A 19,445-nucleotide genomic window follows, 5' to 3' on the forward strand; every position below is an offset into this window, starting at 1 on the left:
GACTACCGCCGTGGATCGCCTCCGAATTTGAGACGAAAACCCGACAGCCGACTACCGCAGCGCCTCAAGATCGAACTCGAAGGCCGCCACGGGCACCTCGAGATCGTACTCGATCAGCGCCTTCGGATGAACCTCGCCGACGATCCCGACGTCCTTGCCGTCGATCACGACCGAGGCTGTTCGACCCGAAATGAAGGCGGGGTGCTCCGTCGGTGGGGTCTCGAGGTCGACGTCGAAGTTACGCGCGAGCGCTTGTAGCCGCGCCTTGGCGTCCTCGTAGCCCGCGTCGTGGTTCGCGAGGACGGCTCCGACGTGACGGCTCTCGCCGACGCCGGTGTTCTCGCTGTCGTCGAGCGCCGCGCGGAAGCCGATCTCCGAGAGGTGTTGTGGGTACGAGCGGTGGGTGTTTCGCTCGAGGACCATCATGAGCGAGGGCAACAGCCACGTCCGAAGGATGGTGTAGTCCTCGCTGTAGGGCTCCTTGATCGTCGCGGGCTCGCCCGCGCCGTACGCGTCCGACCCCGGTTCGATCTCGAGGCGTTCGTAGTTCTCTTCCTCGTTGCTCATGTGGAAGTTCAACAGGTCCTCGAAGCCGAGGCCGACGAGTTGGGTGCGCACGGCGCGCTCGAGACGCGAGCGCTCGTGACGGCCGCCGACGGTCCCCACGTCGGGGTAGGTCGGTTCGAGGTCGTTGAAGCCGTAGGCCCGTCCGAGGTCGTCGATGACGTCCAGCGGGTGGAGCACGTCGACGCGGTAGGGCGGGATGGTGACCTCGTAGACGAGGTCGCCGGCTTCGCTCTCTTCTTTGACGGCCTCGAGACCCGACCGCTCTGCCAGATCGATCACTTCCTCCGGATCGAGGTCGATCCCGAGGATGGTCTCGATCCGACTGTGGGCGACCGTCTTCGTCTTCATCGAGAGATCCGGCCGGACGAGTTCGTGATCTGGATACTCGACCGTCACGTCCTCGATCGTCGCGCCGCGCGCCGAAAGCGCGTAGCAGACGATGTTCAGCATCTTGTCGATCGTCCACTGGTCGGTACCGGTCATCTCGACGAACAGGTCTCGAGAGTCCGTCGAGACCTCGGTCCGGCGACCGTTGATCACCGGCGGGAACGAGAACAGCCCGATGTCGTCGTAGATCGCGGGGTAGCGATCGTAGCCGCTGACGAGGTCGGCGTACGTTTGGCCGGTCTGGTGGTTCTCGAGGACCTCGGACGGGGTCATCTCCTCATCGGAGTCGAGGGGGACGAACCGATCGCCGTCGGGTTCGACGCCGACGTACTGGATGGTCGAAGCCCCTTCCGTCGCGGAACCGCCTTTCAGCATCGTCAGGTCGTGAATTCCGATCGCACCCTTCGCACGCTTGCGCCCCATCGTCGCGTGGAGCTTCTCCTGTAACTGGATGAGCGAGTCGAGGGCGTCCTCGTCGAGGTTCACGTCGCGAATCACCGCGCCCGTGACGTAGGGTCGCTCGTCCGGAACCGACTCGTCGACCTCGATGGTCCACTCCGCGGAGTTCGGCGACGGGACGTGGACGCCGCGAGCGTCGCCGTACTGGTAGCGCATCGAGCGCGCGACGCCCTCGACCGAGAGGCGGTCGAGACGGTCGGGCGCGAACTCGAGTTCGAACTCGCCGTCCTCCGTCAGTCCCTCGAACTCGAGGCCGAGGCCGAACAGATCGTCTTTCAGTTCGCCGTCTCCCTTTTCGTCGTGGCCGGTCAGCTCGCGCAGTTCGTCGGGGTCGATATCGACAGTGGGCATCAGTAGGTCACCTCCGCGTTCCGCAGGAACTCGAGGTCGGCGAGCGTGCCGTGGAGGTCGCGGATGTCCTCCGCGCCGGTGGTTAGCATCGCGAGTCGCTCGAGTGCGAGCCCCCAGGCCATCACGTCGCACTCTACCCCGAGGGGTTCCAGCATCTCCTCGCGGAAGATGCCGGAGTTCCCGATCTCGATCAGTTCGCCCGTCGTGGGGTGGGTGCCGAACAGCTCGAAGCTGGGTTCGGTGTAGGGATTGTAGTGGGGTTTGAACTGGATGTCCTCGATCCCGAACTGGGCGTAGAACTCCTCGAAGGTACCCATGAGGTCCCGAACCGAGAGGTCCTCGGCCATCACCCAGCCCTCGATCTGGTAGAACTCCAGCAGGTGGGTGGCGTCGAGCGTGTCGTTTCGATAGGCTTTCTCGACGCTGAAGTAGCGCGCTGGCGGCTCGATCTCGCCGATTTCGGTTCCGGAGAGATACCGAGTCGTCAGTGACGTCGTGTGGCCGCGCAGCGCGAGCGCGCGGGCGAAGTCCTCGTCCCACGGCGAGTGATAGCCCTCGCTATCCTCGCCGATACCCTCTCTGTGGGCGCGCTCGACGCGTTCGACGAGGTCTTCCGGAAGCTCGTCGATGTGCGTCGGCTGCTCCAAGGCGAATCGATCCCAGTGCGTGCGCGCGGGATGATCCTGCGGCATGAACAGACAGTCGTTGATCCAGAAGTCCGCGTCGGCGTGCGGGCCGTCCATCTCCTGGAAGCCCATGCCGACGAGGACGTCTTTGACGCGCTCGGACATCTGCCGGAGGACGTGGACGTTTCCGCCCTCGAACGTCTCGGCGTCGGCCTCGACGTTGTACTCGGCGAACTCGACGTCCTCCCATTCCCCGCTGGTCAGGAGTTCCGGCGTGACCTGACCGACCGTCTCGGCGGTCTCCAGGCCGGCCATCAGTTCGGTGACGGCGCGCTCGGTCAGCGTCACCTCGCGGACGGTCGACTCGGTGCGCTCGAGGAGGCCGCGCCGCTCGAGTCCCTCGAGGGTGTCCTCGTCGACGTCGACGCCTTCGACGGGTGCGTCGTCGGCTCCCGAGAGCGTCTCGAGTGCGTTCGCTTCCGCGTCCGCGCTCGGGTCAGCGTCCGGGTCGGCCGTGATCTCGCCGCTGTCGATGACGCCGTACCCCTTGCGGGCGTAGTTCGAGAGCGCGATGTCGACCTGCGGTCCCTCGAGTCCGGAGGCGCCGATGACCCGCCCCATCTGAACGGGATCGGTGTCGCCGCCGGCCTCGAGCGCGGCCTCGTAGAGCCGAACCTCGGGCAGTCGTTCGTCCGCATATTCGACGCCCTCGTCGGTGAGGGTGATCGTTTCGTCGACCCGCTCCGCGACGGCGACCAGCCCCGCCTCCTCGAGTTCGAACACCGCGCCGGTGACGGTCTCGGGAGGGAGGTCGGTCGCCGCAGCGAGGGCGTCGACGGACTCCGCCTCGTCTGCGCTCGCGGCCTCTACGACCGCGACCTGTTGTGCTGGAAGTTGCATTCGCTTGTTCGTATGGCTGCGTGTCGGTCAGTTAGCGGTTCCGATACTGCCTGCGGTTCGTTCCGCCGACGGGGCGCGTCGAACGGTCGGTTTCGCGGCGAGGACACGGTGTGTGCGCTCGCGGCTCCACCGGCCCGGAGTCACCGGGTAAAGAAGAAGCCGAATCCCTGATTGCAACGCAACGGTCGGTCACCGATACCGGCACGAACGTGGGATTCGGGTGCCATACGTTCCGTCTCTCGACGGCGGGCGAAAAACTTTGCGCTCACTGTGGTTCTCGTACCGCGGACCGAACCGATAACCGTCCGTCGACGACTCACACCCGAACAAAATTCATTCGGCTAATTCACTGAAACATACTTTCTTGTCATTTTACACATCCTATCTGGAGTCGGGGTTGGCAGTTCAATCGTCCACTCTCAGCTGTTAATGTAACCATTGTGCAATCCATACGCATATCTGTTAGCATAGACGACACATTCAGTACAGAGCCGCCACCGGACGGCCGCTCTCGAATACTACCGCAACTATGGCACGAAAAAATCACACGCTCTCAGACGAGAGTCACACGACAGTAGCGCGACGCAGTTCGCTGCTCGCTCGGCTTCCATCGAGTATCGGCCGGTTCTGGAACGCACTGGTGTACAGTTCGACGTATCTGGCGTTGATTGCGATGACCGAGGTGGTCATCGTCTCGGTTCTCCTCTCGCTGTCACTGACCCCGGCGGCGGTCGTCGTCGGACTGGTCGTCTTCGCCGTCTACACCAACGACCGCCTCGCGGACGTCGACACCGACGCGGTGTCGAATCCCGACCAGGCGGGGTTCGTCAGGCGGTACCGGGACGCCCTCTACGTGCTGGCATCGATCGCGTACGGACTCGCCGTCGCGCTCTCCGTTCTCGGTGGACCAGCCGCGCTCGCGATAACGCTGCTTCCGGGGGTGTTCTGGGTGTGTTACGCCACGGACTGGATCCCGGACACTGGCATGCGCGTCCGTCGGTTGAAAGACGTCTTCCTCGTCAACACGATCGTGGTCGCACTCGCGTGGGCCGTGACGCTGACGTTCCTTCCGCTCGCGTTCGCCGGCGGCGCCGTCACGATGTCGGCGCTGTTCGTCTTCGCGTACTTCTTTCTCCGGGTGTTTACGAACACGGAGATTCCGAACGTCCGTGACGTCGAAGGCGACCGGGCGATCGGCGTCCTGACGATTCCGGTCGTCTTCGGCGTCGACCGGACGCGCAGGATCCTCGCCGGGATCGATTGCTGTACGGCCGGACTCGTCGCGTTCGCAGTCTACGCCGGGTACATCCCATCCGTGCTGGCAGTTCCGCTGCTCGCCGGAATCGCCTACTCCCTGGGCATCACGTCGTTGGTCGGCCGGTACGAGAACGAGCGACTGCTGGCGAAGGCTGCCGAGTGCGAGTACCTCGTCGTCTTCGTCGTCCTTGCGTTCGTCGTACTCCTGATCTGACTCAACTGACGGGCTGCAAACATCTTTTGATGGCACGATTTTTCCGCACGTTTAATAGCTAACGGAGCCTCTCTCCTGCATCGGTGTTCTCTCTTACACTTTTGTCGGGAATATTACTTGCAACCGTGGCGATCGGCACAGCGGCGGCACTCCTCGCCTGGCGAGAACGACCCGAGCCGGGCGCCGTTCCACTCGTCGTGATGCTCACCGGACAGTGCATCTGGTCGGCGCTCCTCGTTTTCGATCTGGAGGCATCGACGCTCGGCGGGAAAGTCTTCTGGGCGAATCTCAGGTGGATCGGCGTCGTCGCCATTCCGGTCGGCTGGCTGCTCTTCTCTCTGGAGTACACCGGCCGAGATCGGTACGTCCAGCCACGCTACGTCGCGCTCATCTCGATCGTTCCGGTCCTCACCGTAATCTTCGCACTGACCGATAGTAGCCTGCTCTACACCGACTCGAGACTGGTGTACGAGGGCGATATGCTGTTGCTCAGCCGGACTCCCGGTCCCTGGTTCTGGGTGATCGCCGCCTACACCTACCTGCTCGGACTGCTCGGAGCTGTTCCACTCTTGGAGCTGATTCGGAACGATTCGCTGCCGTTCAGAGGGCAAAGCGCTGCACTTCTGGTCAGCATCGTGGCGCCGTGGGCGAGTAACCTCCTCTTTCTCGTGGGCGCGATTCCGATCCCGGGTCTCGACCCCACGCCGGTCGCGTTTTCGATCTCCGGGGTCGCCTGCCTCGGCGCACTCACGCGGTTTCAGCTCTTCGGGACGAGTCCGTCGCCGAACCCGCGTGCACGCCGACTGCTCTTCGAGCGGATGCCGGACGGTGCCATCGTCGTCGACGGACACGACTACGTCGTCGACATCAACGAAACCGGTGCGGCGATTCTGGGAACGGTTCCCAGTGCTGTGCTGGGGAGTCCGCTTCGAGAGACCGTTCTCGACGACTCGCTCGTCTCGTCGGACGGATCGGTCTCGGTACAACACCCTTTTCGAAGCAGAGACGACGAGCGACTGTACGACGTGACGGCGACGCGTATCACCGACGTCCACGATCGAACGATCGGCCACGTCATCACGTTTCACGATATCAGCGAGCACGTGCGACAGCAACAGCGCCACGAGGTCCTGAACCGCGTCTTCAGACACAACATCCGAACGGAGACGAACGTCATCAGCAGCTACGCAGAACTGCTCGCAGACGGTGCGAATCAGGACGTCGCCGACGAAATCACGGCGAGTGCGAGACGTATCGAATCGCTGGCGACCAAAGCCCGCGAAATCATCGACGTCTTCGAACAGGGACGCGAATCGATCGAGCCGGTCTCACTCGAGGTGCTCCTCTGCGATGTGAGCACGGCCATCCGTACCGAGTACCCGAACGCTCGCATCGAACGGGAGTCGAATCTGGACGGGATCTACGTCGCCAACGTTCTCGAGCCCGTGTTCGCGAACCTCGTCGAAAACGGCATCGAACACAACACCGGCTCGGACCCGTTCGTTCGCATCGAGGTCGAGGCGGACGACGACCGGGTGCGGATCCGTATCGTGGATAACGGTCCCGGAATCGACGCCTACGAGCGATCGTCGGTCGAACGCGGGACCGAGACGCCGCTCGACCACGGGAGCGGCCTCGGCCTCTGGTTGGCCAAGTGGGGCGTCGAAATCGCGGGCGGCTCGGTGACCTTCGGGACGAACGAGCCGACCGGGTCGGTCGTCACTATCGAGGTCCCACTGTTGTGCCCGTCCGGCGAATCGAGCGACGAGTCGAACGGAGTCGCGCCCTGAGTGCAACGAGAGACTACCCGTTCGGGAGCCGCGTCGTCTCGAGCGAGCCCGAATCGACCCACTCGAATCCCGCTTGCTCGCCGGCCGCTTTCGCCGTCGTCACCGCGTCGGGATCGAACGACTCCGCGAACTCGATGCGGGTCTCCTCGGGTTCTATCGCGGGCAGTTCGGGGAGGAACTCGTCGTCCTCGAGCAGCCCCTCGACGCTGACGGCGCCGCCGGCGCCGAGGGCGACCCCCAGCGCGCTGTAGCGGTCGTGCTCCGTCGCGAACTCGTCGTCGGTCCCGAAGGAGTCGTTGCCGACTCGAGCGGTCTTCGAGGAGCCCGAGAGCGTGCCGAATCCGTCGTCCGACGACTCATCGTCTTCGTCGGCTCGCTCGCGTCTGTCGCGTCCGTCGCGTCGCTCGGCCGTTCGCTCTCGCTGGTCCTCGAGCATCGCGTCGGCGACGTCCTGCGGCGACGGACCGGAGCTCGAGTCGCCGTCGCTCACCCTCGAAACCGTCGGTGAACCCCCTCGGATCTCGAAGCTGTCGGTTTCGGGCGACGGGGACGGCGTCGACGGTGCCGAGGCCCTCGCGTCCCCCTCGTTCGCTGCGGTCTCGCTCCCATCCGGTTCGGCTTCCTCGATGAGCGACGCGACCGAGGACTGGGTGCCGTCCGTCTCCGGGGTAGCAGCGTCGCTCTCGCCGTCGAGGAGCGACGGTCGCCGTTTCGCTCGCTCGAGCGCCCACGCCGGCCACGGACCCGACTCGAAAGCACCGTTCGGACCGTCGATACCGCTGTCTTCGCTGCCATCATCTGCTTCGAGATCGTCGTCCGCGGGAACGTACGCCTCGAGGCCGTGTTCGGGCAACAGCGGCCGATCGAACGCCGAAATTTGTTGGCCGTACCGTTCTCGAAGACGCTCTAGCTCCTCCGTTTCGACAACTGCGGCCCGCCAGCGGTCGGCGCCGGCCGACAGCAGGACGACCGTCGCGCCGGTGCCGGCGAGCAGTCGTTCGTCGACCGCGTGCAAGACGGCGGGCAGGTTATCGTCCGCGAGCGGCGTCTGCGGGTAGGTAACCGTCGCCTCGCGGGTGCGCCCTTTCGGATCCGTGGCGGTCAGTTCCAGTCTATCGCGTCCGGTTTCGGCCGGTCCCGTCCGCGTCCACTCGAGCGACCAGCCGATCGACGCGAAGACGGCCTCGAGTTCGCGCCCCAGCGCTCGCTGGGCGTAGCGCGCCGAACACGTAACGCCGCGGTCGCCGTGACAGATCAGCTGTCGAACCGTCGCCGTTCGGTCGCGTTCGTCGGCGAGCACGTCCGCGATGATCGCCTCGAGGGAGGCGTCGCCACCCGCACGGCCGGGCGGGACTGTGGTGTGATACTCCCGGCGCTGGGCGCGCACGTCGGCGGGCGTGACGCCGAAGGAGCCGAGAATATCGGCACAGCGCACGACGTCTCGATTCGGGGCGCCGGCTCGGCCGGTCTCCATCGACCCGGGCTACATCGTGACTACTGATATGCTTTCTCCTCGGGTTCAGTGACAAAAAACGAACGAACGCGATCGCCCGCCGCCGACGCCGTTTCCCCGTTGAATCGTCGCTGCTGCCGTCCGGAACGGTTTCCGCTCCGTCGTCGTTACCGCCGCCGGGGCGACTCGAGTTCGATGTCGGCGTCCTCGAGCAGTTCCTCGACCTCTGCGCGTTTCTCCTGGTGGTCCGCGAGGAACTCCTTCATGAGTTGGGCGGCCTGCTCCTTGCAGTCGCCACAGAGGCGTTCGCCGCCGACACACTCGTCGTAGACGCGCTTGGCGAACTCGTCGTCGTCGCCGGCGAGCAGGTAGGCGTACAGCTCGTAGACCGGACACTCGTCGGCCTTTCCGCCCTTCTCGCGCTGCTCCTCGGCCGTCTCGCGGCCGCCGGTGGTCGCCGACTTCACCTTGTCGTAGCCGTCCTCGGGGTCGTCGAGCAGCGAGATATGACTCGCCGGCACAGAGGAGGACATTTTCCCGCCCGTCAGCCCGGTCATGAACCGGTGGTAGATCGACGACGGCGGCTGGAAGCCGTAGCCGCCGTTGTCGACTTCGACCTGCCGGGCGAGCTCTTCGGCCGCGGCGCGGTCGATCTCGAAGGCGTCGACGTGGCTCTCGTAGACCCGTTTTTCGCCCTCGACGGCGTCGATGAGCGCGTCGAAGGCATCGTCGGTCGCCCGCCGATCGAAGAAGCGGGTGCGCGGGCGGACCGGCTCCATTCCTGCTTCGTTCAGTTTCGTCAGCACCGAACTCAGCGTGTCGGCGTCCGCGTCGATATCCGACAGCGGCGTCTCCTCGAGCGCCTCGGCGACGTGGACGCAGCGAAGGTCGTCGTCGTCGAAGTCCGCAGGATCGAGTCGGTCGTAGAACCCAGCGACGAGGTCGCGCTCCGCGGGCTCGAGTTCGAAGCTCGCGTACGCCTCGCTCACCTTGAAGAATCGCATTCGTTCGGCCAGATCCCGGGCCAGCCGGACGTGTGGGTCCTGATCCGGCCCGACGGGGATGACCGTGGGCTTTGGCTCCTCGAGTTGCGGGTAGAGGATGTCGGCCATCTGGGTGACCACGCTCTGCATGTGGGAGACGTCGGTCTCGCCGTCGAAGCCGTAGATCGCCTGGAACTCCGAGAAGTTGGCCTCGGCGCCGAGCTCGAACGCGAGGTCCTGCACCTCGCGGTTCGTCGACTGGCGGTAGAGCGTTCCGTCCTCGGGATCGAAGCCGAGCGCGAGCAGGGAGAGCAGGTAGCTGCGGGCGTGCTCGTCGATCTCCGCCCAGCTCATCCCGCGGGCCGAGTTGGCCTCGAGGTCGGCGATCAGGGCGTAGGCGTCGGCCCCCTGTTGCTGGTGCCAGATGATCTCGTCGAAGACGAGCTTGTGGCCGATGTGGGGGTCGCCGGTCGGCATAAAGCCCGAGAGGACGGCCGCGGGCTCGTCGTTCTGCAAGGCTCGTGCGACCGGGCGATAATCCCGGTGGCCGAAGATCACGCCGCGGCGCATCAGGTAGTGCGGGTGGGGCACTTCGTCCAGCACTTCGTCGAACTCTTCGATGCCGAACTCGTCGAAGAGTTTCCGGTAGTCGGAGACGGAAGAGGAGCCCCAGGGGTCCAGCGCGACGTCGTCGGCACCGGCAGCGCCGCCGTCGGCTCGAAGCGCCGACTGCGGTTCTGCGGCATCCTCACCTCCTTCGGTCAGCGGTTCCCCTGACTCGGACTCCTCGAGTGGGTCGTCTCCGGTCATTACTGGTTTGTTTCGCGCGCCACCGCGCAAAAGCCTTCGGCTTCGCGGCGCTGGACCGTCACGAGAGGCGACAGCGACCGATAGCGCTGCGGAACGAGTATTCGGCAGCGCTAGTACTTCGTTTCCGCGCCCGTCGCCGCGTAGATGTCGTCCATGATCGAGTTCCGTTCGGCCTGCCACGCGTCGAAGCTGTCGGGGGATTTCGGGTAGGTCTCGTAGTGGGCGAGCAGGCGGTCGGCGAGCCCCTTCGTCTCGTAGAGATTCTTCAGCGTCCCCCAGTGGCCGACCGTCTCGTACAGCACCTTCAGCTTCAGCCCGAGGCCGACGTCCGACGAGCCCGAGTACAGCGCCTCGGAAAGCTGTTCGCCGGGCAGCGCCGCCAGCAACGAGAGCAGGTCGTCGAGGTCGTACGCCGTCGCGAAGACGTTGTAGACGTCGAGAGCGGCGTACCGGCCGCCGTAGTGGTCCATCACGCGCTCGTTGTACCGCCAGAGGATCTCCTCGCTCGCATCCTCCTCCTCGAGCGCCCGTATCGCCTGTTCGCCGGCGTACTGGCCGGCGTAGGCCGCGCCACCGATCCCGCCGCCACTGATCGGGTTGACGTGTGCGGCCGCGTCTCCGATGGCCATGTAGCCGGGGGCCGTCGCCGAGTCGTACGGTCGACGCGTCGGAAGCGCCGCCCCGAGCTTGTCTTTCACCGTCGCTCCCTGCAGCTCCGGCCGCTGGCTGATGTCCTCCCGGAGGTCGCTGACCAGGTGCATCGGCTCCTCGTTCATCTGGAAGCCGAGACCGACGTTGATCTCCGTCGGCGTCCGCGGGAAGTACCACAGATACCCCGCGGAGCGTTTCGTCGGTTTGACCACGAGCGCGTCGTTCCACTCGACCGGTTCGTCCACCTCGATGATCTCGCGGTAGGCCGAGGAGAACTGCGAGTACCGCACGTTCGTATCGAACGTCGTCCCGTCGAAGTCGATCGCGTCCTGAAGGATCGACAGCGCTCCGGCGCCGTCCAGCGTGACGGTCGCCTCGTAGGACCGGCGTTCGCCCGCCCGCTTTGCCTCGAAGCCCGTGACGCGGCCGTCGTCATCCTGGGTGACGCCCTGTACGACGGTATCGTAGTGGAAGTCGACACCCGTGCGCTCGGCCGCGTCGATGAGCTGTCGACCGAACTCCCAGCGGTCGATGACCGCGAGCTCACCCGGGACCGGAATGTCCAGTACGGCGTCCTCCTGTGGAATCTCGAAGCGGCCGTGGTCGACGGCCGTATTCGTAAACGCGTCGGCGATCTCCGATTTCGGAATCGCCTTCGGGAACTCGTCAGCTCCCTTCAGTGCATCACCACAGGCGATGTGTCCGGCCTCCTCGACGTCCTTTCGCTCCACGATGACGACGTCGTATCCAGCCTTCGAAATCGTCGATGCCGCGTAACAGCCGGCGGTGCCAGCACCGACGATCGCGACGTCGTACTCGAACGAGGTCATGGTACCACCTTCGGTTCAGCGGGGAAAAATACTCATACTTCGGCGCTTCGCGTGACGCCTCCGCCGAAACATAGAGTAAAGCAGGCGGGCGACGAACGGCGCCACGAATGCAGATCAGCATCTTCGGCCGGGACCGAGAGATAGCCGCCTCGAGGATCGACGCGGAGCCGGAGGCGATCCGCGAACAGCTCCGCGAGTACGAGACCGGCGAGCGGACCGCGTTCGATCTCGAGATCGAGTATCCCGACGATTTCACAGGACGGGTCATGCAGGCGATGACGGAGATTCCGGCCGGCGAAACGCGAACGTACGGTGATATCGCGCGGGAGCTCGAGAGCGCGCCGATCGCGGTCGGACAGGCCTGTGGCCGAAACCAAATTCCGATAATCGTCCCCTGTCACCGAATCGTCGGCGTCGACTCGCTCACCGGGTACGGTGGTGGGTTGGACCTGAAACGCGAGTTGCTCGAGCACGAGGGGGCGGTGATTCCCGGCGAGTCGGCGTAGGCCGCACGACTTCGAGCGATAGGTCATCGATACGGCGACTCAACCGGGGCGCCCCTCCGCAGACGATTCGTCCCTGTCGACGAGCGCGATCGAGCACTCGGCGACGGTCGGGGCAGCGTCCCCGGACCTCGACACAGTGACTTGCAGGCCGACGCGAGTGCCGGGAATCTCGAGGATCCGATCGCGCCGGAGTCGTCGGACGAGCAGAATCCCGGCGATGACCACCGCGATGGTGGTGACAGCGACTGTCGGGTAGTCGACGGCGACCAGGACCGCAACGAAGCCGGCGACCACGAGGAAGCCGGCGGCGATCGAGCGGCCGGTGACGGGGTCGGGATGCGGCGGGTTGTGTCTCCACATACTGTCATAGAGGGTGTCGCCCGCCATAATTGTAATCTGAAATACATTTCAGTAAGGCGGCTTACCGAACTCGAGTTCAGTCGTCGGTGACACAGGTCGTCCTCGAGTCTCCGTCAACTGTTATCTCGGTCGCGGACGTCGGTTCGATCGTGCCCAATTTCCCCATCCTGACCGACGGAGAGGTCTACTCCCAGTTCGACTACGAGACTGTCGTCGACGCAATGTCCGACGCGTTCGCCGAACGCGCCGCCGGAACGCTCGAGGCCCCGCCGCGCTGGCACGTCGACGCCGGCGCGGGCGACCTGGTGTTCACCGCGGGCGCTGCGACCGGACCGACGAACGCCGCGGGATTTCGCGTCTACGAGACCTACCCCGAATCGGGCGCGGACCACACGCAACTCGTCGCGGTCTTCGACGCGACGACGGGCGCGTTCGAGGGTCTCGTCGTCGGTCACGCCGTCGGCGGTCTCCGAACGGGCGGGATCGGCGGCGTCGCGATCGACTGCCTCGCGCGCGAAGACAGCGAGACGCTCGGTGTGCTCGGCAGCGGCTTTCAGGCTCGAGCGCAGGTCGGCGCGGCCTGTGCGGTTCGGGATTTTTCGACGGTGTTGGTCTACAGTCCAACGGAAGAGAACCGAAACGCGTTCGCGGAGACGGTCGATGACGAGGTCAAACCGGCCGTTCGCGCGGTGGACGATCCGGAATCGGTCGTCCGCGAGGCCGACGCGCTCGTCTGTGCGACCGACAGCCAGGAGCCCGTCTTCGATCCCGACTGGCTCGAGTCCGGGACCCACGTCACGACGATCGGGCCGAAGTTCCGGGACGCCCACGAACTGCCCCTCGAGGTGGTCGAGCGGGCCGACGTCGTCGCGACCGACTCGCTGCCGCAGATCGACGCCTACGACCGGCCCCACCTCGTTTCGGGTGAGCACTACGACCGAATGATCGAACTCGCCGACGCGCTCGAAGACCCGACTCTCGGACGGACGGACCCGGACGACGTGACGCTGTTCTGTTCCGTCGGGCTGGCCGGCACGGAGGTCGTACTCGGGTCGCGATTCCTCGAGACGCTCGCGTAACCATTCGTTGCGGTGAACGACGCCGCTCGAGACGGCGCGCGTTCGACGACGACAGCACTCGCGCACTCGACCGCCGCACCGAGTGACTGTTGCGCGACTCGTCTCGACACCCTGCCCCATAACATCTCACTACGGCTCGAAACGTCCGGCGCCATTTTCCTTCTCGCTACCCGCCCACCCGGCATGGACACGAACGTCCGCCGCCGCGAGTTTCTCGCGGGTACCGGCGGGATCGGTGCCACAAGCGTGGCTGGGTGTACCGGGTTCTCGGTCGAGGAGTCCGACGAAGCCCAGAACGGATCCGGATCCGTCGCGGTCGTCTCACAGCACGAACTCGCGACCGAGGCCGGCCTCGAGGTCCTCGAAGACGGCGGTACGGCCGCCGACGCGGCCGTCGCCGTCGCCGCCGCGTTGAGCGTCGTCGAGCCCTGGTTCTCCTCCGCGCTGGGCGGTGGCACCTGGGCGCTCTACTACGACGCCGACGACGAGGAGATCACCAGTCTGGACGGCGTCGGTCCCGTCGGCTCGGAGGCGTCGCCGGAGGAGTACGAAGGCCGTGCGGAGACCGCGGGCGTGCACCAGGCCGTCGTTCCCGGCGCCTGGGACGGCTGGATGCTCTGGCTCGAGGCATACGGCGAACTGGATCTCGATACCGTGCTCGAACCCGCTATCGAGACCGCTCGAGAGGGCACCCCCGTCAACCCGGACATGCGCGGCTGGCTCGAGAACGAGGCCGACGAGATCGACGACCGGCCCGACGCCGCCGAGATCTACCACTCTGACGGCGATCTCCTGGAGGAAGGCGACACCGTCTATCAGGAGGCGATGGCGGACACGTTCGAGGCGCTCGCCGACGCCTACGACGACCACGCGGACGAGGACCGCAGCGAGGCGATTCAGGCGGCTCGAGACTACTTCTACCGCGGCCCGATCGCCGAGGCGATCGTCGAGTTTAGCGACGAGCACGACGGCTACCTCGCGCTGTCGGACTTCGAGGCGTTCGAAGCCGAGATCGTCGACCCCCTCTCGATCGAGTACGACGAGGACGTCGACGTCTACCAGAACCCGCCCAACAGTCAGGGGATCACGCAGCTACTGGCGCTGAACACGCTGAAGGCGTTCGACTTCGACGACCTCGAGTCCGAGGATGCGGACGCCGTCCACCTGCAGGTCGAGGCGATCAAACTCGCCTTCGCAGATCGCTACCACCACGTCGGCGATCCCGAACGGGTCGACATCCCCGTCGAGGAGTTGCTGGACGACGAGTACGCCGAAGCACAGACCGACCGGATCGACATGGACAGTGCGATGGAGTGGCCGTTCGATTCGGGGCTCGAGGACGAGGAATCAGTTTCGTCCGTCGGCGACGCCGATCACACCACCACGTTCCACGTCGTCGACGGCGACGGCAACGCGGCCGCGGTGACGACCAGTCTGGGCGCGCAGTTCCTCGTCGTCGGCGACACCGGCATCCACCTCAACAACCGGATGCGGATGATTTCGGTAGCGGACGACGATCCGAATCGGCTCACGCCGGGATACAAAGTTCGACACACTTCGAACCCCTACATGGCCGTTCGAGACGGCCAACCCTACATTCTGGGCGGGAATACGGGCGTCGACACCCAGCCCCAGGGCCAGACCCAGCAGTTCCTTCACGTCCACGAGTTCGGCCACGGCGCCCAGGAGGCCATCGACCACCCCCGGTTCGTGAGCACGGCGTTCCCGTCGACGGCCGTCCCCTGGGAGGCCGAGAACACGCTCGAGATGGAGGCCGAGTACCCCGAGGACGTCCGCGAGGACCTCGAGAATCGCGGTCACGACGTCGTCGACGCCCCCTCGGTCGGCTCCGCGACGATGATCGTGCTTGAGGACGAGGAGTCGCTCGAGACCGGTGCCGAACCGCGGATCTCGGCCGCCGAGGGTGAGGTTACGGAGTTGGAAACGGACTGAACTGACACGTATGCTGCCCGATCTGGCTACGTACGGTGGCGCGCGCTGTGTCTCGACGAGCGAACAGCGAGTCGCGACGCGAAGTTGCGCGAGGTCGTCGCGAGTGCCACGAGCGACTGCGTGGAAGACGCGAAGCGTCTTCCTGTGGATGAGTGAGCGAGGGCGACGAGCGAACGAATCGGTTGGGGAGGACGTGGAAATCACCGTTGCCAGTGCGAGCAAACTGTTCATCCCTACCGGAACACGACAGCACCAGCCTCCCCATTTGAAAACGGTGCGTCTGAGTTACGTCGAGCGGTCCGCAGCTGATCGCAACTCCTCGAGCCGGTCTACTGGTCCAACGTCGGCCAACACGACACCCGCGAACACCGTCTCGCTGTCGGGTCGCGGCGCGTCCCCGCCCAGAATCCCCGAACCGCCGATAGCGGACTCGAGCGTCCGCCGGCCTTCGGCGATCGCCTGCCGGTTGAGCCACGCGGGCGGGCCGCCGACGATCAGGAGTCCGCGCGCCGCGGTTTCGGGCTCGCACTCGAGCGTGAGCTTTCCGCGAATCCCCTTCCGGACGACGGTCTCGACGGCGCTGACGGCCTCTCTGGTTTCGACCTCCCGCTCCGTCGGCAGCAGTCCGAGTCCGAACTTCGAACTCGTGGTCTCGACGGTCTGTTCGGCGTAGCCGAGCGTCACGATGGCCGACTCGCTGCCAACGATCCGCTCGATATCGCTCGCGTCGATGACGGTTTGAGCGACGGGGCCGTCCGACTCGCCGCCGCCGGCGAAGACGGCCGCGACTCGCGTCGCCAGCGCTCGATTCGACCGGTCGCGGGCGTCTGCGAGCTCCTCTCCGGGTCGGAGCCACGTCTCGTTGTCGAACGGAACGATCGCGCTCGCTACTCCCTCGAGTCGCTCGAGCGTCTCGACCGCGTTCGTCGCCGCGTCGGGTCGCGGCGGCGTATTCTCCCCGGCCGTCGCCGACGCCCGCTTCGAGCCACCGCCGAGGCCGGACGGCTCGCTGGCGTCCGAGTCGAACTCCCGGTCGGCCGGCAGCGTCGCGAGGACGTACACCGACTCGTCGTAGGTTCGCTGGAGCGCCGCGACGAGCGCGGGGACCGTTCCGCCGCCGGTCACGCCACCGAGACCGACCGTGACGAGGAACGCGTCGGCCTCGGCGGGGGAGCCACGCTCGAGTACCTCGAGCAGTTCCGCGGCGTGTTCCTTCCCGTCCTCCGTCGCGGCCTCGAGCCCGCCGTCGAACGCCGATTCCGTGCCGTAGCGATAGCGGTGTGACTCGGGGAGCACCGTCCGCTGCAGGTCGGCCTCGTTAGTATCGAACGCGAAGACGTCCGTGAGAAACGAGCCTCCAGCCGGCTCCGCGGCCCGGATCGCATCGGCGATCCGACAGCCCGCGCCGCCGACGCCGATCACCTCGAGTTGCATACGGCTACCCTCTCGCGTCGGGGTTTTTATGGTTACGCTCGCGCGAGGCCCCGAATCAGGGCGTCAGCCGCTCCACCGACCACCAGTCGATCTCGCCCTCTGCGTCGACCAGCGCGAACACCATCGTCTTGCGGACGCCGTGGGCGAGACGTACGTCGAGCGCGAGGTCTCGCGGCTCGAAGACGTGGCCGTCGGGGTGCACCCGGAGCAGCAGCTCGGAGTGACCCAGGTTCTCGACGGAATCCACGTCGGCGTAGGTTCGGAAGTCCGCGCCGAACTTGTAGCCCGTCTTCGGGACGACGTCCCGCTCGCGCAGTTCGGTGTAGACCGCCAGCCGTCGAGCGAACCGCTCGCCCTCGACCTCGTGGCCCCGGTCGCGAACGGTCTCCGGGTCGAGATCGATCGCGCCGCGTTCGGCGAGGAAGGCCGCCTCGAGCAGCGACAACTGGAGTGTCGGCTCGTCGTACTCCCGACCCTCGAGCGGTTGGCCGTAGAACGTGGTCTCGTAGAGGGAAAGCGGGGGTTCCCAGACGACGACCCGATCGGCCAGCAGGTCGGCCTCACAGTTGTCGGGCAACGCGGCGTCGGGGGTCGACGACCCCGACGGATCGCGGGGCGAGACGTCGAAGTACGTGATCTCGCTCTCCTCGTCGACGACAGCGAGAACGCCGTCCTCGAGGTCGTTCGCGGGCACGTCGGTTCGCTCGCCGATCACCCGCAGCGCGTACTCGACCTCGCCGTCTCGAGGTCCCTTTCCGCGGGGGAAGACCGCGAAATCGACCGTTCCTTCGGGCAGGTCGGGAACCCACGGCTCCGCGGCCGGCGAGAGGTAGAACCCGCGCGAGCGCAGGTCGGCGTAGACCAGAAACCGGACGCCGAACTTCTCGCCGGGTTCGCGGGCCGCGAAAGCGCGGAAGTCAAGACGGTTGCCGGTCACGTCGTCGACGACCGCCTCGAGGTCCCCGCGATACAGGAGGTGAGCCGCCTCGATCGGTGCGAGGGCGATCTCGTTGCCCTCGAGCGGATAGCCGTAGCCCCGCGAGTCGTGATAGCGCTGCCGCGCGTCGCTCCCCACGCGAACGACGCCCGCCTCCGCGTCGAACCGCCCCTCGAGTGTCATACGCGGGGTTCGGCCGGCCGGGACTAAGGGGCTACGGATCGGTTCCTGGTCGAGTTTCCCGGGTGGACTGCGGAAATGAATAGCTCGAAAGCCCCTGGCACGCTCGACTCCCGCGACTTGCTGCGGTCCTCGTCTCACTGCGTTCGACTGCGGTCCTTGCGTCGTCGGGGTTCGTCGACCGCGCCAGCCCCTTTCAGTCCCGCCCGCCGCAGCGGTTGGCCGGGCGGCTGTGGTGCGTGGATGGGTGTCCGCTCTGGAGCGCGTCGTTTGGCTAGTCCCCCGCCGTGGATTCGGCCTCGAGCGGCCGTTCTAACACCGCTTCACACGTCGCGTCGAGACACCGCGTCCCGCTTTTGGTTTCGAACGTCGGCAGTCCACAGCCGCACTCGCCGTCGACGACGCCCGCGGGGACGGCGAAGCCGGTGTCGCAGTCGGGGTAGTGCTCGCAGCCGGCGATGAGTCCGCCGCGGCGGAGGATCCGGAGGTCGCCGTCGCAGTTCGACTCCGGACAGGCCCACTCGCGGTCGAAGGCTTCGCGGACCGCGTCGTCGAGGGACTCACAGGAGCGGTCGAGACAGACGTTGAACGCCAGCCCGCGCTCGACGCGCATTCTGGGGAGGCCACAGTCGCAGTCGCACTGCTCCTCGCGGATCGTCGCATCTCGAGGCACCCCGTAGCGGTCCCCGCAGCCGACGCAGTGGACGCCGTTCGAGCGCACTAACGCGCCGCCGCAGTCGGGACAGTGCCCGACGGGCGTTCCGGCTGCAGAGACCGGATAGTGCGCGAAGCCGTCCTGATCGTGGGCGGCGATCCGCAGCGTCTGGGTGTCCTTCTTCGCCACGAGCGTGAAGTCGCCGTTCCGGTCGCTCGAGACGCTGTCGGCCCGCGTCAGCCACGCCACGGGCTGGTAGCCGTCGCTGTCGTGGACTAAGACTGTGTTGTCGGGTTTGACGATCGTGGTCACTCGGCCGCGGTACTCCTCGCGGTCTCCGGTCTCGGCGATAACGGTACAGTCACCCGCAAGCACGCGGATCGCGTCGTCGATCATGAACGGTCTGGCCGCGGGTTGGTATATAAACTCGAGGATGCGATTACTGATTCTCGCCCGCGGCCTCGAGCGCGGTCTCGACGCCGTTGACCATCGTGTTCACCGTCGTTCCGCCCTCGTCGCCCCAGTGGACCTCGCCGGTGCCGTCGATGGCGATCGTCGTCGGCCGGAGCGTGACGTCGTAGTGGTCGTCGAGCGCGCCGGTTTCGTCGTTACCGATCGTCCAGTCGCCGTCCTGGTCGGCCCACCAGTCGGCCAGTTCAGTCGCCGAGGGCTGGGCGCCGACGCTCCCGTCGATAACGGAGAGCACATGGACCGTCCCGTCGGGACCGACGTCGACCGTCTCCTCGAGGCGGTCTCTGGCCTCCGCGACGCGCGGGAGTAGCGCCTTGCTGGTCGGACAGTTGAGTCGGGTGAAGTTGACCAGTTGGACCTGACCGTCGGTGGGGACGCTGACCGTTCCGGCGTCGCTGCCGGGCCCGTCGACGGTCGTCACGTCGAACGGCGGCTCCGCCCGATCGGTTCCCGTCCCGCCCTCGCCGGCGGTCGACCCATCCCCGTCCGGGCTCGAGCCGCTCTCGTTACCGTCGAGACAGCCGCTCAGCACCGCCAGTGGCGTCGCCGCTGCGATGAAGGAACGTCGGTTCATCTGATTGGGGAGCCGGAT

15 protein-coding genes are annotated in these 19,445 nt (G+C 66.1%); 5 read left to right on the forward strand and 10 right to left on the reverse strand.

What is annotated here, in order from left to right; all coding sequences use genetic code 11:
- Window positions 1-51: 51 nt before the first annotated feature.
- Together pheT and pheS are read right to left on the reverse strand one after the other, a co-directional pair.
- On the reverse strand, window positions 52-1,764 hold the full coding sequence (gene pheT / locus ACSFDB_RS19165) for a phenylalanine--tRNA ligase subunit beta (RefSeq protein WP_440772502.1): 1,713 nt from the start codon (window positions 1,762-1,764) through the stop codon (window positions 52-54).
- Complete coding sequence (gene pheS / locus ACSFDB_RS19170) at window positions 1,764-3,290, reverse strand: phenylalanine--tRNA ligase subunit alpha (protein WP_440772503.1); 1,527 nt, start codon at window positions 3,288-3,290, stop codon at window positions 1,764-1,766. Before pheS ends, pheT begins: the two co-directional genes overlap by 1 nt.
- 529 nt (window positions 3,291-3,819) lie before the next feature.
- Between pheS and ACSFDB_RS19175 the strand changes: the two genes are divergently transcribed.
- Both ACSFDB_RS19175 and ACSFDB_RS19180 read left to right on the forward strand, forming a co-directional pair.
- On the forward strand, window positions 3,820-4,761 hold the full coding sequence (locus ACSFDB_RS19175; RefSeq protein WP_440772504.1) for a UbiA family prenyltransferase: 942 nt from the start codon (window positions 3,820-3,822) through the stop codon (window positions 4,759-4,761).
- 125 nt (window positions 4,762-4,886) lie between these two features.
- The gene (locus ACSFDB_RS19180) at window positions 4,887-6,551 is read left to right on the forward strand and encodes a sensor histidine kinase (protein WP_502260897.1); all 1,665 of its coding nucleotides are present in this window, start codon (window positions 4,887-4,889) and stop codon (window positions 6,549-6,551) included.
- 13 nt (window positions 6,552-6,564) lie between these two features.
- On the opposite strand, the gene ACSFDB_RS19185 is transcribed toward ACSFDB_RS19180, so the two are convergent.
- The 3 genes from ACSFDB_RS19185 to ACSFDB_RS19195 form a co-directional block, all read right to left on the reverse strand.
- Window positions 6,565-8,025, reverse strand: a complete 1,461-nt coding sequence (locus tag ACSFDB_RS19185; protein ID WP_440772505.1) for a hypothetical protein — start codon at window positions 8,023-8,025, stop codon at window positions 6,565-6,567.
- 146 nt (window positions 8,026-8,171) lie between these two features.
- Window positions 8,172-9,797 (reverse strand): tryptophan--tRNA ligase, encoded by a 1,626-nt coding sequence (locus ACSFDB_RS19190; protein ID WP_440772506.1) that lies wholly within the window; start codon window positions 9,795-9,797, stop codon window positions 8,172-8,174.
- A 110-nt stretch (window positions 9,798-9,907) separates the two neighbouring features.
- On the reverse strand, window positions 9,908-11,278 hold the full coding sequence (locus ACSFDB_RS19195) for a geranylgeranyl reductase family protein (protein ID WP_440772507.1): 1,371 nt from the start codon (window positions 11,276-11,278) through the stop codon (window positions 9,908-9,910).
- 107 nt (window positions 11,279-11,385) lie between these two features.
- Between ACSFDB_RS19195 and ACSFDB_RS19200 the strand changes: the two genes are divergently transcribed.
- Window positions 11,386-11,784, forward strand: coding sequence for a methylated-DNA--[protein]-cysteine S-methyltransferase (locus ACSFDB_RS19200; protein WP_440772508.1), 399 nt, complete (start codon window positions 11,386-11,388; stop codon window positions 11,782-11,784).
- A 39-nt stretch (window positions 11,785-11,823) separates the two neighbouring features.
- Here ACSFDB_RS19200 and ACSFDB_RS19205 read toward each other — a convergent pair whose 3' ends face one another.
- A complete protein-coding gene (locus tag ACSFDB_RS19205; protein WP_440772509.1) occupies window positions 11,824-12,144 on the reverse strand; it encodes a hypothetical protein in 321 nt (106 codons plus the stop codon).
- Window positions 12,145-12,293: 149 nt separating this feature from the next.
- Here ACSFDB_RS19205 and ACSFDB_RS19210 point away from each other — a divergent pair, with 149 nt between their 5' ends.
- Window positions 12,294-13,223, forward strand: a complete 930-nt coding sequence (locus ACSFDB_RS19210) for an ornithine cyclodeaminase family protein (protein WP_440772510.1) — start codon at window positions 12,294-12,296, stop codon at window positions 13,221-13,223.
- A 183-nt stretch (window positions 13,224-13,406) separates the two neighbouring features.
- Complete coding sequence (locus tag ACSFDB_RS19215; protein WP_440772511.1) at window positions 13,407-15,176, forward strand: gamma-glutamyltransferase family protein; 1,770 nt, start codon at window positions 13,407-13,409, stop codon at window positions 15,174-15,176.
- Window positions 15,177-15,461: 285 nt separating this feature from the next.
- Here the strand turns inward: ACSFDB_RS19215 and ACSFDB_RS19220 are convergent, their stop codons facing one another.
- The 4 genes from ACSFDB_RS19220 to ACSFDB_RS19235 form a co-directional block, all read right to left on the reverse strand.
- Complete coding sequence (locus tag ACSFDB_RS19220; protein WP_440772512.1) at window positions 15,462-16,610, reverse strand: FtsZ/tubulin family protein; 1,149 nt, start codon at window positions 16,608-16,610, stop codon at window positions 15,462-15,464.
- Between the two features lie 55 nt (window positions 16,611-16,665).
- Window positions 16,666-17,730: a tRNA-intron lyase gene (endA, locus tag ACSFDB_RS19225; protein ID WP_440772513.1), complete on the reverse strand. Its 1,065-nt coding sequence runs from the start codon at window positions 17,728-17,730 to the stop codon at window positions 16,666-16,668.
- 271 nt (window positions 17,731-18,001) lie between these two features.
- Window positions 18,002-18,778: a DUF91 domain-containing protein gene (locus tag ACSFDB_RS19230; protein ID WP_440772514.1), complete on the reverse strand. Its 777-nt coding sequence runs from the start codon at window positions 18,776-18,778 to the stop codon at window positions 18,002-18,004.
- 43 nt (window positions 18,779-18,821) lie between these two features.
- Complete coding sequence (locus ACSFDB_RS19235; protein ID WP_440772515.1) at window positions 18,822-19,427, reverse strand: TlpA family protein disulfide reductase; 606 nt, start codon at window positions 19,425-19,427, stop codon at window positions 18,822-18,824.
- Window positions 19,428-19,445: the final 18 nt, after the last annotated feature.

This window comes from Natronorubrum amylolyticum (genome assembly GCF_052040145.1).
In the GTDB taxonomy this organism is placed as follows: Archaea; Halobacteriota; Halobacteria; order Halobacteriales; family Natrialbaceae; genus Natronorubrum.

Bases quoted from the DNA above. Each gene is read 5' to 3' on its own strand.
- ACSFDB_RS19185 (WP_440772505.1), bottom strand. From the start codon at position 8,025: ATGGAGACCGGCCGAGCCGGCGCCCCGAATCGAGACGTCGTGCGCTGT.
- pheS (WP_440772503.1), bottom strand. From the start codon at position 3,290: ATGCAACTTCCAGCACAACAGGTCGCGGTCGTAGAGGCCGCGAGCGCA.
- ACSFDB_RS19200 (WP_440772508.1), top strand. From the start codon at position 11,386: ATGCAGATCAGCATCTTCGGCCGGGACCGAGAGATAGCCGCCTCGAGG.
- ACSFDB_RS19195 (WP_440772507.1), bottom strand. From the start codon at position 11,278: ATGACCTCGTTCGAGTACGACGTCGCGATCGTCGGTGCTGGCACCGCC.
- pheT (WP_440772502.1), bottom strand. From the start codon at position 1,764: ATGCCCACTGTCGATATCGACCCCGACGAACTGCGCGAGCTGACCGGC.
- ACSFDB_RS19220 (WP_440772512.1), bottom strand. From the start codon at position 16,610: ATGCAACTCGAGGTGATCGGCGTCGGCGGCGCGGGCTGTCGGATCGCC.
- ACSFDB_RS19205 (WP_440772509.1), bottom strand. From the start codon at position 12,144: ATGTGGAGACACAACCCGCCGCATCCCGACCCCGTCACCGGCCGCTCG.
- ACSFDB_RS19190 (WP_440772506.1), bottom strand. From the start codon at position 9,797: ATGACCGGAGACGACCCACTCGAGGAGTCCGAGTCAGGGGAACCGCTG.
- ACSFDB_RS19215 (WP_440772511.1), top strand. From the start codon at position 13,407: ATGGACACGAACGTCCGCCGCCGCGAGTTTCTCGCGGGTACCGGCGGG.
- endA (WP_440772513.1), bottom strand. From the start codon at position 17,730: ATGACACTCGAGGGGCGGTTCGACGCGGAGGCGGGCGTCGTTCGCGTG.
- ACSFDB_RS19230 (WP_440772514.1), bottom strand. From the start codon at position 18,778: ATGATCGACGACGCGATCCGCGTGCTTGCGGGTGACTGTACCGTTATC.
- ACSFDB_RS19235 (WP_440772515.1), bottom strand. From the start codon at position 19,427: ATGAACCGACGTTCCTTCATCGCAGCGGCGACGCCACTGGCGGTGCTG.
- ACSFDB_RS19175 (WP_440772504.1), top strand. From the start codon at position 3,820: ATGGCACGAAAAAATCACACGCTCTCAGACGAGAGTCACACGACAGTA.